Consider the following 13,559-nt stretch of genomic DNA (forward strand, 5'->3'; position numbering starts at 1 on the left):
TAGACGGAAGACTGCCTGCTGATTAAAAGAATTTTCCGATAACATTCACTATCGTCTCGCTTCTCAGCGGCTTGCTGATATACTCGTCCATTCCGGCTTCAATGCATAATTCCCGGTCGCCTTTGAGTGCATTAGCCGTTACGGCAATAATGACCGGCTGCGAATCTGCCGGCTGCGTCTGCCTGATTCTCGATGTAGCCTCCAGGCCGTTCATGCCGGGCATCTGCACATCCATGAAGATCAGATCATAGCTGCGCTGAGTGACCATCTCGACTACCTGCAGCCCGTCTTCCGCAACATCCACGGCGAACCCGCGCTTCTCCAGAATTTTGCGCAGCACAATCTGATTAATGACATTGTCTTCAGCCACCAGGATGCGCAAAGAACGGCTGAGCTGCTGCGGACTCAGCAGGCCCGGCTCCGCCCCCTCAGCAGTCTGGGCCTGCTTCTCGGTCCGGAGCACCACCGTAAATACAAAGGTTGCCCCCTGCCCGGTCTGCGGCTCCAGCTGAATCCTGCCCCCCATCATTTCAACCAGCTGCTTGCTGATCGCCAGCCCCAGACCACTTCCTTCATGTTTGCGGCTCATGTAATGATCCAGCTGGTAGAACGGCTCGAACAACCGGCTGCGGGCATCCTCCGGAATGCCTATTCCTGTATCCGCCACTGTAAATTGCAGCGTTACCCCATCAGCAGCCTCTTCTCCCCGTATCCTTTGCACGCCGACTTTTACCCCGCCCGTGTGAGTGAACTTCACTGCATTGCCGACCAGATTGATCAGGATCTGCTTCAAGCGTTCTCCGTCCCCGATCAGATCAGCGGGTACATCCGGACCTACCTCCACCTGGATGGCGAGGCCCTTATTCTCCGCCTTAAGCTGCAGCAGCTCCAGAGCAGACTCCATGCAGTGCTGAAGGACAAACGGTTCTTCATGCAATGAGGTTTTGCCCGCCTCAATCTTGGACAGATCCAGAATATCGTTAATGATATTCAGCAGGGATTCTCCGCTCTGGCGGATGATTTCCAGGTATTCCCTTTGCTGAGAATCCGGATCACTGAGGTCCAGCAGCAGATCGGTCATCCCGATCACCCCGTTCATCGGCGTGCGGATTTCATGGCTCATCATAGCCAGGAACTCGCTTTTGGCCCGGTTCGTATTCTCGGCGGTTTCTTTGGCGATCAGCAGCTTCTTCTGCTCGGTAATATCCTTGACGATAATATAAAAACCCACCGTCTCATTGTTGATAATGATAGGGGCAAGGGTTGTCAGCACCTCCACGGAATGTCCGTCCTTATGCCAGATGAGGTCAATGCTTCGTTCCATGGAACCCTTCTTCTGGCAGAAGCTGATTACGTCGTGAAGATGGTGGTTCCCGATAATCCGTCCGACACTCATTCCCACCAGCTCAGGAATCGTGTAGCCTGTCAGCTCTACGGCCTTCTCATTCCCGTTGATAATGTTACCTTCCAGATCCAGGGAAATAATCGCATCATGGTTATATTTCTTCAGCGAGGTATACCGCTCTACCGATTCCTGCAGCTTCTGCTCCATAATCTTGCGCTGTGTCACATCACGGCCTACGGCAAGCACGCTCCAGTTCCCGCTGTCTTCCACAATCCGCAGCGTGAATTCAATCCAGAGATACCGCCCGTCCTTATGAAGAATCCGCAGCTGCACACTCTGAAGCTCAGCCGCCTGCGGTGCGCTCATAAATTCCATATCCCCGGGGTGAACCAGTCCGCGGATATCACAGCCGATCAATTCCTCAGGCTTATACCCGAGTACTTCCACAATCGAAGGAGAACAGTATCTGCAGATACCATCCGGGGTAGCATAATATACAATGTCTCTAATGTTGGCTGCAATCAGGCGGTACAGCTCATCTGGCGGTGCAGGAAGTTCTTCCTTGGACTTAGCTTCCGGGTGCGGCAATCCGGCCAGATGAACGATATAATACAAGCCCATTCCCGTAGAGGGCTCGCTAATCAGAGAAACATGCAGCAGTACTGCAACTACAGAGCCGTCTGCATGCCGGAAATTCAGTTCGCATTCAAAAAAGGGAACCTCTCCCGCCTTTAGAGTCCCCATCTTTTGCCTATGTATCTCCAGGGAATCTTCATTCAGAAACTCCGTGAAGCCATGTCCCAGCAATCGTTCTTCCGTGTATCCCAGCAACAGCGTTACCGCCGGATTCACACTAGTCCATTCTTCGGAAATGGAGAGAAATGCGACTCCGGCAGTCCCCTTTTTGAATGCCTGTTCGAATGGAGAAGAGATCTCCGTATGTTGTCTTAGCATAAATTCCACCGCCCGTTCGTGGAGTAATACATGCATTTTTAGTTCAAATCTGTAATATAAATATCTTGCATATCCGGGCGAAAGTCAAATGATTATGTCGAAATATAAACTATAAAATGTATAGCAGATTATATTAACCTGCGAACCAGAATTCAGACAGAGTTCTCCCCAGTTCCCCACCTTTGTTCGATTCATTCCTGCATTACTTTATCCTTGATTTAGAGCCCGCCGTCCAGCAGCCTCTTCACCGTTTCGGTGAAGGCTTTGACCTGGAACGGTTTGGTAATATACGCGGCAAAACCCCTGTTTTTGGCTTTTTCAATATCCGATAATTGAGCAAACGCACTGGTTCCCAGTACCGGAATATGGCAAGTAGCCTCATCCTGCTGCAATATTTCCAGAGCTTCATATCCGTTAAGGCCGGGCAGCCCGATATCCAGGATGATCAGATCCGGCAGTGCTTCACGGGCCATACTTAGCCCCTGCTCTGCCGTTTCAGCTTCCAGCAGCAATATGGAGGGCAGGTTTCTTTTGAAGATATGATGCATTAGGGCCATGTTGAGTTGATTATCTTCCACATATAATACTGTCCGCTTGTATTCCTCCATCCGGCATATCCTCCTAAAAAGTCCCAGAACAACAGCCCATAAACAGGAAAAAAAATAAAAAAGCCGAAGAAAGGGACCATTCCCCCTTCTCCGGCTCATGTTCGGCTCATTCGCATGTCCGACTCATTTCCGCCCTATTTATAGTTAAACTTATTGAAAAGTATAAGCTATCACACTGGTATCTTTGTCGAAATCCCAATCCACATATATATCCGACAGTTCCTTGCCGAGCATCGGGGCAATCGTGGTGGTATCCTCCAAATATCGTTTTTCCATCTTGCGTTTGGTGGTCTTAAGCGTATTCTCATAACCAAGGCCAATCAGTTCCTTCTCCAGCGGGATCAGGATACCCTCACGTTTGATAATCAGAATGCGCGGGCCCAGCCACCAGGAGTCGGTATAGACCGGTTCCTTCTGAACCTTTCTGCTAACTTCATTAATCTGGGCATGGACTTCTTGACGCCCGGCATAATCGTCAATAATCATAGCGTCATTCTTAATGAGCGCAACGATCATTCCAGACGCGTTATGTATACCCCAGTCATAGAAAAGCTCGCCAACCTCCATAGCCATCGTTTCCTTCAGGTAAGCCGCAAGTTCGGGCAGCAGAGACTTCATCAAAAGCTCTCTCGTATAGCGAAACGCCTGTTCTTCTTCCTTATTTAACAAAAATCTCTCCACAGGTCCGATAAAATTACGGATATGCAGTGCTATACATTGCTTCCCGATAGAGGCGTGTATTGATTCAGGCCCTTTCCCAAAGCGTTCCCGCAGTAATCTTCCTGTGAAACTGGAAAGTTGGCTAGTAAGTTCCGTAGTGCTCATTCAATTTCCTCCAGCATAATATTCTTGTGTCTGTGTTATACGTATGGGGAGACGCTCCGCCTGCTGAAAAAACGGTTCGTTCACTTTAGTATAATCTCAACCGGGGGACTTCGTATATATAAATATATAAAAGTTCATAAAGGGCTGCCGGGGCTTCCCTGGATATGTATGTAAGGGCACAACATTAGTATTGCCCTAATTATTTATAATTAGTTTGACACCTAAAATTAAATTGTTTACAATTAAATAGTTGTAAATATTAATTACATATACCGGGAGGATGAAGCAGCAATGAGCATTTATGAGTATGAGGCCCGCAATATCCGGGGGAAAGAGACCCGGCTTGAACAATACAAGGATAAAGTCCTCCTGATCGTTAATACTGCCAGCAAATGCGGCTATACTCCGCAATACTCCGACCTTCAGAAGCTTCATGAGAAGTACCAGGAGCAGGGCCTGCAAATTCTCGGGTTTCCCAGCAACCAGTTTGGCGAACAGGAGCCCGGCTCCAATGAAGAGGTTAACGTGTTCTGCCAGATCAATTACGGCGTAACCTTCCCGCTTTTCGAAAAAATTGATGTTAAGGGGGATAACCGCCATCCGCTGTTCGCTTATCTGACGGAACAGGCTGGCTTCCAGGGCTTTGACGACACGGACTCAAACGGCAAGCTGCTGCACACCATGCTTCAGGAACGTGATCCTGCAGCGCTCACAAACGATGAGATTAAATGGAATTTCACCAAGTTCCTGATTGACCGTAACGGCAACGTGGTGGAGCGCTTCGAATCTCCGGTTGATCCGCTGGACATGGAGCCTGCCATTCAGAAGCTGCTGTAAAGCGTTATAGCGAGAATGACGAAGGCTATGTTACCCGTGAAATATTCAAATAAAAAAAGGTGTTCCGCTGCCGGCAAGGGCTGCAGAACACCTTTTTGTCATTTACTTGCTTATTCCTGATTACTTGCCGCGGTAAGTCTCGGTGAACACCTCGAAGAAAGGTGTCGTGTCCCGCTCCGCCATCGTATCCTCCGCACCCGGGTTCCAGCCGATCTCTGCCCGCCAGCTGCCCAGCAGGCCTGATTCAATCAGCTCCTGCTCATCCACCTCCATGGACAGATCTGCCTGCGGCGCCACATAGAGCGCATCCGCCGGACAATACGCCTCGCACATGAAGCAGGTCTGGCAATCCTCCTGGCGGGCAATGACGGCAAGCTTGCCCTGCATCTCGAAGACATTCGTCGGGCAGACCTTCACGCACAGCCTGCAGCCGATGCAGCGGTCCTGGCTGACCAGTTCAATCATATCGCCCGCTCCTCTCTTGGTATCCGCAGCTCCTGGGCATGAGACACACTTTCGGTGCGGATGCCAATCGTATCGATACCGGAGAGGATCAGGCGGTGGGTCTGGCGCGGGTCCAGCGCCGGATACTCGGCCAGGCGCTGCAGGCCGCGGCTCTCCTTGCGGGCCAGCGCGGCGGTGTAGATCCAGCGGCCGACATTCAGCATGGCGGCCGCTTCACGCGATTGCACGATGCCCTGAACCGTCGCGGGCACCTGCCCGCTGAGCTCGGGCATCAGGCTGTTCAGCCGCTGCAGAGCCGCGGCGACCACGGGCTCGCTGCGGAAGTAGTTAATCCGCAGCGGCAGGATCTCCCGCTGGACCGCCGCGATCAGCGGCTTCGCGTCCAGCGCCCTGGCTGTGCCGGCGCCAGCCGGCATCCCGTAGCGGCCCGCCGCGCGGAGCAGCCGGTTGTCCGCCGGACGCGGCTCCTGCAGAGCGTGCCGCGCCGCGCCTTGTCCTGCCCAGCTGCCGCTGCAGATGGCCCAGGATGCATTGTAGGCGCCGCCGCCAGAGATGGCGCCGGTGACTTTCTCGCGGGATGCGGCATCTCCGGCCGCATACAGCCCCGGCACCGAGGTGGCACAATCGGTGCCGGTCAGGCGCAGGCCGCCCGTGCCGCGCATCGTGCCTTCATAGCGCAGCGTAAGCGGGAATTTATCCTTGAATGGATCAATCCCCGCCCGCTCCAGCGGCATGAAGAAGATCGGATGGGCGTTACGGAGGAAATCCTGCTTCTCCTTCGTATCCGCCAGATCCAGCGAGGCGTAGACCGGGCCCCTCAGCATCAGCTCAGGGATGCTGCCGAAGGTGCGGTCACCCTGATGCAGTGGCCTTCCCGCTTCATCATACAGCGTGGCCCAGGCCAGCATCCGCCCGCGTGTTACCGTTCCGTCCGCGAAGCTCGGAGCATATTGCCGGGTGAATTCCATACCCGACAGCTCGGCACCAGCCTCGGCTGACATCAGCAGTCCTTCGCCCGTGAGCACATTACAGCCCAGCCCCTTGCTGAGGAAGGCACAGCCTCCGGTAGCCATAATCACCGCGTTCGCCTTCACTTCCCAGGTCTCCCCGGTTAAGCGGTTAATTCCGCGTGCTCCGCCCACGCCGTGCTGATCATGGAGCAGCTCCAGCGCCGGCGATTGATCCCATATACGCACCCCCGCCTTGCGCACCACTTTACGCATAAGCTTCATGTATTCCGGGCCATGCAGATGCGTCCGCAGCGGCCTGCCCTCCTCATCCTTCGGAAAGGGATACCCCCACTCCTCTACCAGCTCCAGATTCTGCTCGACCTGATCCAGCACACGGTGAATCCAGGCATTCTCCGAGAGATAGCCGCCTGCCTTAAGTCTGGCCTGCACAGCCTGCTCCCGCAGCTCTGCCACCGGCGGAATCACCAGCAGCGTTGTTCCTCCCGGCGCGGTAGCCCCGCTTGTTCCGAGATATCCCTTATCGGCCAGAATTACCTTCGCTCCCTGAGAAGCTGCACTCCATGCCGCCCATGCTCCGGCCGGGCCTCCGCCCAGCACTAGAACATCTGTTGTTGCCTGCTGTTGCTGCTGCGGCATTCCGCTTCCCCCTCTTCATGGTCCCCTGAAATGTAGAATTAAGATCAGACCAGCTTCTCCTGCAAAAATGCTATTGTCGAGGCAACAGCCTCATTCAGCGCAGAGGTGGAGCCTTCGTACGGGTCCACCGTGCCAAAGGTGTGATCCGCACCCCGGATGCTCTGATACCGGTGATGCGGCGCTTGTTCCCTGAAGCCTGCATGCTGCTGCAGCAAGGCTTCACGGTCCTGATCACCCTGAATCAGCAGCGCTGCGGCCGGTACTCTGCCGAGTGCCTTCTCCAGATTGAAGCGCTCCTTGTTACGCTGCTGATCCTCGCGGATCGTCCGCTCCTGCAGCGTAAGCGCCGGGGCACCTTCACCCTGCTGCGGCTGCGGTGGTGAACCGCCGTTCCAGACCACCAGCGCCTTCACCTCAGGATGCTCTGCCGCGAACAGAATGTTACTTCCGCCTGCACGGCTGTGCCCCAGAACTGCTATCCGCTCCGTGTCGGCCAGTCCGGCAAGCGGCAGCCTGCCCTCAAGCAGGCTGTGGAGCACCTGCTCCAGATCCAGCAGCTCCCGGCTCAGCGTAGCCGCTCCGGCAGCTTCCTCCGGGCTAACCCCGTCCAAATTGCGGGCAGCGATCCGTGAGAAATTGAAGCTTACGGTGTAGAACCCGCTCCCGGCAAGTCTGCCGGAGACCTCCGGCCAGAATGCCCAGTCCTTATGTCCTCGGAAGCCATGGCTGATCAGGATGACGGGCTTTGGTGCAGTCCCCGCACGAACCCGCACCTCGCCCTCCAGATACAGCCCGTTCTCCAGCGGCAGCTTGAAATGTTCAATGGTCAAGGTTTCTTCGGACATCTGCATCCCCTCCGTTTACCTGTTTACCTGTTTACCTGTTTACCTGTCATGAATTACTTGAGCTGCCAGTCGCTGATGTTGAAATCCTTCTTGGCCAGCTTCTCTTCCACGAGGAAGTTCTTGGTGCCCTCCAGCAGCTTCGTGCCGTCTTCCGTGAAGGCTGTATCCTTAATATCACTGATCGGATTCACCTGCTTCGCGAGTTCCGGGGTTGTATCCCCGATCTCGGCCAGGAACTCATAATACTCATCTTCATGCTGCTTCAGGTCGGCCAGTGCCTTCTCCCGTGCCGCATTCCAGACCTTAGGGAAATCCGGGAATTTCGCAAGATACTCCTCTGACACTACGGTAGCACTGCTTCCGAGCAGATCCGGATGGGTAGAGGCATCATCCAAATGAGTGTATCCCTGCTCGATCTGCTTAAGCGCCGCTACACCGTTATTGGTGGTCGCGTCCACATCGCCGCGGGCAAGTGCTGCGGTAGCATCCGGAATCAGCATGTGAACCAGCTTATAGTCGGTTACCCCTTCCTGCTTCAGCAGGCCGACTACGTAGCGGTGCATGAAGGACCCTTTCTGGATCGCAATGGTTTTGCCCTTCAGTTCCTGCACTGTCTTTGGTCCGTCCTTCTTGCCGATCAGATAACCGACCGTATGCGCGGAAGTCTGGGCGATCAACCGGGTCTTGGCTCCTGAAGCGTAGGCGATAATCGCCGGGGTATCCCCAAGGCTGCCGAAATCAAGTCTTCCGCTGATTAAGGATTCCGTCTGATCCGGTCCGTTCGGGAAGCCGGTCAGCTTCACTTCGGTAATTCCGTACTGCTTCAGCTCTTCCTGAATAATCCCTTTATAGAGTCCCCAGCCTTCTGCACCGCCCGGTACATTCAGCTTATTGGAGCCAATGTATCCGAAATTCAGCACAGCCGGAACATTGCTTGAAGCCTCACTGCCCGCCGCGTCGGCCGTATTCGTTCCTGCGCCGTTGGCTGCCGTTCCGTTGTTCCCGGAGCCGGTATTATTACCGCAAGCCTGCAGCACCAGCATGATCATCACCACACCTGTAATCAGCGTGAGGCGTCCCCCTTTGCTCCATACACCTTTAATCTCTCTGTACAATTTGCTCATTTCTGTATTCTCCCCTCAGTCGTCTGCTGGATGTTTGATGTTTGTATAAGGACTCTTGCCTGTATTTGGATTAGTGTCTATAACGGCGCATCACTCAGAAGCCTGCCCGGGCTGCCAGCTTATACATGAAGTCATGACTGGCTACCGGCTGTCTGCCCTTGCCCCAGCCTACCTTCTCGCGGTAACCGCCGAGCAGTCCCTGCTGTTCCAGCTCCGCCTCAGTAATTCCGGTAATCCCCTCGGAATCCGGAGCCACATACAGGGCATCCACCGGGCAATACAGCTCACACATGAAGCAGGTCTGGCAGTCGCTCTGCCGGGCGATAACCGGAATTCCGTTATCCACCCTGTCGAATACATTGGTCGGGCAGACAGATACACATTGATTGCATTCTACACACCGGTCAGCGCTGATGACTTCAATCACAACAATACACTCTCCTTCGCTACCTCTTCTGTCTTCACCCATACCTGGTCCAGTCCGCCGCTGATCAGGCGGTGATGCTGGCTGTCGTCACTTCCCTTGAAATCCTCCCGTTTGTGCATTCCCCGGGTTTCGGTACGGGCCAGAGCGGAGCTGTACATCCAGCGTGCCGTTGCCGTCATCGCTTCGGCTTCGCGTGCCTTCACACCTTCCGGCGTGCGCTGGATTTCCCGGCTGCGCTGCTCTTTCCATAGTCCGTCCAGACGCTCCAGCGAAGATTCCAGCCCCTGCTCTGTACGGAACAGATTAATATCGTACGGTTTGACTTCTGCCTGCACAGCCTCCACATATTCTGCGGTTCTGGCAGCGGCGCCCGCCTTCACTTCCTGGTGAACCAGCGGTGAAGAGGATAACCCTACGGGTGCACGGTGAACTGAATGCCAGCCGAGTCCGGCTGCATAGTCTGCCGCCCCTTCTCCGGCGAAGGAGCCGGAAGACATCGCCCAGGCGGCATTATGGCTGCCGCCTCCGGTGAACCCTCCGCAGATCAGCTCACGGGTAGCCGCATCCCCTGCTGCATACAGCCCCGGAACCCCAGTGCCGCAGCTCTCGTCTGTAATCCGTATGCCGCCTGTGCCGCGGACTGTACCTTCCAGCCGCAGCGTCACCGGGAATACATCCTTGAAGGGATTAATGCCCCGCCGGTCGAATGGCAGGAAGAAGTTCGTCTGCGCCACCCGCAGCAGCGGCTGTAATGCTTCATCCGCTCCGTCAAGCTTCGCGAATACCTGGCGCCCGGCCAGCAGATTCCTGGCAATGACTGAGCGGCCCTTCTTGGAGCCTGCTCCTTCCACCACAGTTCCGTCTTCATAATAGAAGCTGGCGTAGCTGTAATAAGCAGTCTTCGTTACGGAGGAGAAGGTCGGGCAGATCGCGTAGGCATTGGAGAACTCCATACCCGACAAGCTCGCTCCTGCTTCAGCGGCGAACAAGTACCCGTCACCGGTCAATACGTTGCAGCCAAGCGCCTTGCTGAGGAAAGCGCAGCCTCCGGTAGCGATAACTACCGCCCCGGCATGCACACTCCAGGCTTCTCCGCTCTGGGTCTGCACGCCGGCCGCTCCGGCTACCCCGTGCTCATCGGCGAGCAGCTCAAGCACCGGACTATGGTCCAGAATTTTCACGCCCGCCTTCTTCACCAGCTTGCGCATCAGGCGCATATATTCAGGTCCCTGCAGGCTCCGGCGGTATTGATTGCCTTCCTCATCCACCGGGAACGGATAGCCGGCAACGCCCAGTCTGTTCATATTCTCATAAGTCCGGTCCAGCACCCGGTCCATCCAGCGGTGCTCAGCCAGCTTGCCGCCCATAGCGTAACGGCTGGCCTTCGCTGCCTCGCGCAGCTCTTCTTCCGGCTTCACGTACCAGACTCCGGTGCCCGACGGGGCAGTTGCACCGCTGGAGCCGCAGTATCCCTTGTCGGCCAGGATCACCTTCACTCCCTTAGCTGCGGCTGTAAGTGCCGCCCATGTTCCTGCCGGACCTCCGCCGATTACCAGTACATCCGCCGTCAGTTTCAATGTTTCCTTCAGTGCCGGTTGGTTCATGTTGTTGCCCCCTTGGTTTCATTAGCGTTAGCGTTTCATTAGCTTGTCTTTAACCTTGATAGCTGTCACGCCAGTACAGGAATTTGCGTTCGATGATGCGGAAGAGAGAATCGATCAGCTTGCCGACCACTGCAAAAATAATAATTCCGACAAAAATAACGGCCGTATTGGAATTCTGCTTCGCCTCATTAATGAGAAACCCAACCCCGGACTGTGATCCGATCAGTTCGGCAACCACCAGACCGATCCAGGCCACAGCCATCGACAGGCGCAGTCCCAGCAGAATGCCCGGCAGCGCCGCCGGCAGGATCAGCCGCCGCAGCTTCTGCAGCGGGCTGAATCCGAGCACCCGGGCTACTTCAAACAGCTTGTTGTCCACTCCCCGGATGCCCATGAATGTATTGATATAGAGCGGAAAGAAAGAGCCGCTCATGATAATAACCACCTTCGAAATCTCCCCGAAGCCGAACCATAGAATGATCAGCGGGGCAATAGCCAGATGGGGAACCAGCCGCAGAATCTGCACGCTCGGGTCCAGCAGATAGGCTGCACTGCGGAACAGGCCGGTCAGTGTCCCCAGCAGCAGGCCGAGAATTCCTCCGATAAGGAATCCGATGCCAGCCCGTCCGATACTGACGCCCAGATGATGGACAAGCTCCCCGCTAACCGCCAGATCTGCAAAAGCGGAGAGAATCGTCAGCGGCGCCGGAAGAAACTCCGGCGAGATCCAGCCTGCGCTTCCGGCAAGCTGCCATACGGCGATTACAGCTACAGGAATAACAGCCCCGGTGCCCCAGTCGGACAAAAGAGTTTTCCAGGATGCAACCATTAATCTTCTCTTGTTGTTATGCGTAGTAATTGGAGCGGTTCCGCTATAATCACGGGCTTCCCTTACCCCCTTGGCAGTCTTGATTATTGCTTCTATCCCTTCACTCATGCGGTTCTTCCCTCCTATCCTTGATAGCTGTCCCGCCACCGCAGCAGCCGCTGCTCGATCAGGCGGACAATGGTGTCACTCAGCAGCCCGGCAGCGGCGAATACAATTATCCCGACAAACACTACAGGCGTATCAGCAAACTGGCGGGCATCCGACATCATATAGCCGATCCCCGAGGTGGAAGCAATGAGCTCCGCCACCACCAGCCCCAGCCATGAGAGACCCAGCGACAAGCGCACACCGAGCATGATATTCGGCACTGCTGCCGGGAGCACCAGCCGCAGAATCTGCTTCCCTCTGCTGAAGCCAAGCACCCGGGCTACTTCGAACAGCTTATTATCCGTTCCCCGTATGCCCATAAAGGTATTAATATAGATCGGGAAAAACGCTCCCTTGGCAATCAGCAGCACCTTGGATTCCTCCCCGATGCCGAACCAGAGAATGAACAGCGGCACTACCGCAAGGCTCGGGATCATCCGGATCATTTGCAGCGAGGGGTCCAGCAGCTTCTCCGATCTGCGGAATAATCCGACCAGAATGCCAAAGAGTAGACCCAGCCCGCCGCCAAGCAGAAATCCTGACAATGCCCGCACGACACTGATTCTGAGGTTGCTCCATAAATCCCCGGTAGATGCCAGGGTAATGAATGACTGGACAATCGTAGAAGGCGCCGGGAACAGCATCTCCGAGATCATTCCGTAATGGCTCAAAATCTGCCACAGGATTAATACACCTGCCGGAAGCAGCAATCCCAGACCGGCAATCGCCGCCTTTCCGGGGCCGTCAGGCCTTCCTGTTCTTCCGGCATTCCCTGCCGCTACAGCCCGTTCAGCCATGGCTGTCCCTCCCTCTGAATTAATTAGTATATTCACATTGATTAAGTCGGATATAGATCCGCACTTGTTCACTCTTTTTCACAATACAACCTTCCTGCACCGTCTTCCTGCACAAAATACAACATTTCCCTCATCATATCGTTCATAACTCAAAATTGTTGTACAAAAGGCATCAATTCTTCCTCTCCAAGCCTCTTAGCGGGATAATTCTTGTATTTTGTACAACAATCCCTTCGAGCTCGCCTGGTATCGTTGATCAAAGTTGTATTACGTACAACAATATGTGTATACCGTGTCTACTGAGGAGTATCCATTCTGACAACAACGATCCACGAACAACGAATCAGGAGTCACTTATATACCCGCCCCGTCCTTCAGCTCAAGCTCATCGACCTTCTCAAAGTAGTTCAATACCTTCAGGCGCAGCTCTTGAAAGGAGGTTGTTGTTTTTTTACGCGGATAGGGGAGGTCGACAGGTACGATCTTGCGGATTTTACCCGGACGGGGTTCCAGAATAACGACCCGGTTGCCGAGGAATACTGCTTCATCAATATCATGGGTTACAAAAATCATCGTAGTCCGGTTCCGCCGCCAAATATCGAGCAGCACCGTCTGCATATGCGCCCGGGTGAAGGCATCCAGCGCACCAAAGGGTTCATCCAGCAGCAGAATCTTCGGGTTCCTCAGCAGCGCACGGGCAATTGCCACACGCTGGGCCATCCCGCCCGACAGCTCCCGGGGATAGGACTTCTCGAAGCCGCCCAGCTTCACCAGATCAATCAGCTCATCCACCCGCTTCCGGATATCCGGCCTGCCCAGCGGCAGATCGGAGGCAATGTTCTTCTCTACCGTAAGCCACGGGAACAAGCGGTGCTCCTGAAAAATAAACCCCTTATCGATCCCCGGCCCGCCTATCTCTGCACCTTCCAGCGTAACGTTGCCGGTATAGCCGGTATCCAGACCGGCAACGATGCGCAGCAGAGTGCTTTTGCCGCAGCCGCTGGGACCAATCACCGTGATGAATTCCCCTTCCTCTACATGCAGCTCCACATCCTGCAATGCCTGCACATGTCCTCCGGCGGTATCAAAGCGCTTATTCAGCTGTGTGATGGACAATAAAGCTTCTCCCATATCTGCTCCTCCTT

Annotated in this window: 13 protein-coding genes; 1 reads left to right on the top strand and 12 read right to left on the bottom strand. The window is 54.8% G+C overall.

Going from position 1 to position 13,559, the window contains the following annotated elements:
* Positions 1–22 precede the first annotated feature (22 nt).
* The 3 genes from NSU01_RS31450 to NSU01_RS31460 all read right to left on the bottom strand — a co-directional run bounded on the left by NSU01_RS31450 (position 23) and on the right by NSU01_RS31460 (position 3,732).
* Positions 23–2,299 carry a PAS domain-containing hybrid sensor histidine kinase/response regulator gene (locus tag NSU01_RS31450; protein WP_076247044.1) on the bottom strand — a complete coding sequence of 759 codons (2,277 nt, stop codon included), beginning with the start codon at positions 2,297–2,299 and terminating at the stop codon, positions 23–25.
* Positions 2,300–2,517: 218 nt separating this feature from the next.
* Positions 2,518–2,907 carry a response regulator gene (locus NSU01_RS31455; protein WP_076247047.1) on the bottom strand — a complete coding sequence of 130 codons (390 nt, stop codon included), beginning with the start codon at positions 2,905–2,907 and terminating at the stop codon, positions 2,518–2,520.
* Between the two features lie 150 nt (positions 2,908–3,057).
* A complete protein-coding gene (locus NSU01_RS31460; protein ID WP_076247049.1) occupies positions 3,058–3,732 on the bottom strand; it encodes a Na-translocating system protein MpsC family protein in 675 nt (224 codons plus the stop codon).
* Positions 3,733–4,023: 291 nt separating this feature from the next.
* Here NSU01_RS31460 and NSU01_RS31465 point away from each other — a divergent pair, with 291 nt between their 5' ends.
* Positions 4,024–4,569, top strand: coding sequence for a glutathione peroxidase (locus NSU01_RS31465; protein WP_039297377.1), 546 nt, complete (start codon positions 4,024–4,026; stop codon positions 4,567–4,569).
* A gap of 120 nt (positions 4,570–4,689) precedes the next feature.
* Here NSU01_RS31465 and NSU01_RS31470 read toward each other — a convergent pair whose 3' ends face one another.
* The 9 genes from NSU01_RS31470 to NSU01_RS31510 all read right to left on the bottom strand — a co-directional run bounded on the left by NSU01_RS31470 (position 4,690) and on the right by NSU01_RS31510 (position 13,545).
* Entirely contained in the window at positions 4,690–5,034 is a 345-nt protein-coding gene (locus NSU01_RS31470) for a ferredoxin family protein (RefSeq protein WP_039297374.1), read from the bottom strand.
* Positions 5,031–6,641 carry an FAD-binding protein gene (locus NSU01_RS31475; RefSeq protein ID WP_076247052.1) on the bottom strand — a complete coding sequence of 537 codons (1,611 nt, stop codon included), beginning with the start codon at positions 6,639–6,641 and terminating at the stop codon, positions 5,031–5,033. Before NSU01_RS31475 ends, NSU01_RS31470 begins: the two co-directional genes overlap by 4 nt.
* A gap of 44 nt (positions 6,642–6,685) precedes the next feature.
* On the bottom strand, positions 6,686–7,486 hold the full coding sequence (locus NSU01_RS31480) for a dienelactone hydrolase family protein (RefSeq protein WP_076247054.1): 801 nt from the start codon (positions 7,484–7,486) through the stop codon (positions 6,686–6,688).
* 53 nt (positions 7,487–7,539) lie between these two features.
* Positions 7,540–8,610 carry an ABC transporter substrate-binding protein gene (locus NSU01_RS31485; RefSeq protein ID WP_042140064.1) on the bottom strand — a complete coding sequence of 357 codons (1,071 nt, stop codon included), beginning with the start codon at positions 8,608–8,610 and terminating at the stop codon, positions 7,540–7,542.
* A gap of 94 nt (positions 8,611–8,704) precedes the next feature.
* Entirely contained in the window at positions 8,705–9,037 is a 333-nt protein-coding gene (locus NSU01_RS31490) for a ferredoxin family protein (protein ID WP_042140065.1), read from the bottom strand.
* Positions 9,034–10,641, bottom strand: a complete 1,608-nt coding sequence (locus NSU01_RS31495; protein WP_042140066.1) for an FAD-binding protein — start codon at positions 10,639–10,641, stop codon at positions 9,034–9,036. The genes NSU01_RS31490 and NSU01_RS31495 overlap by 4 nt, the downstream gene beginning before the upstream one ends.
* Positions 10,642–10,690: 49 nt before the next feature.
* A complete protein-coding gene (locus NSU01_RS31500) occupies positions 10,691–11,578 on the bottom strand; it encodes an ABC transporter permease (RefSeq protein WP_052422116.1) in 888 nt (295 codons plus the stop codon).
* A 14-nt stretch (positions 11,579–11,592) separates the two neighbouring features.
* Positions 11,593–12,414 (bottom strand): ABC transporter permease, encoded by an 822-nt coding sequence (locus tag NSU01_RS31505; protein ID WP_076247056.1) that lies wholly within the window; start codon positions 12,412–12,414, stop codon positions 11,593–11,595.
* 354 nt (positions 12,415–12,768) lie between these two features.
* Positions 12,769–13,545: an ABC transporter ATP-binding protein gene (locus NSU01_RS31510; protein ID WP_042140068.1), complete on the bottom strand. Its 777-nt coding sequence runs from the start codon at positions 13,543–13,545 to the stop codon at positions 12,769–12,771.
* Positions 13,546–13,559: the final 14 nt, after the last annotated feature.

Origin of the sequence: Paenibacillus sp. FSL H8-0259 (genome assembly GCF_037963255.1) — a bacterium.
Classification (GTDB): Bacteria; Bacillota; Bacilli; order Paenibacillales; family Paenibacillaceae; genus Paenibacillus_AQ; species Paenibacillus_AQ phytohabitans.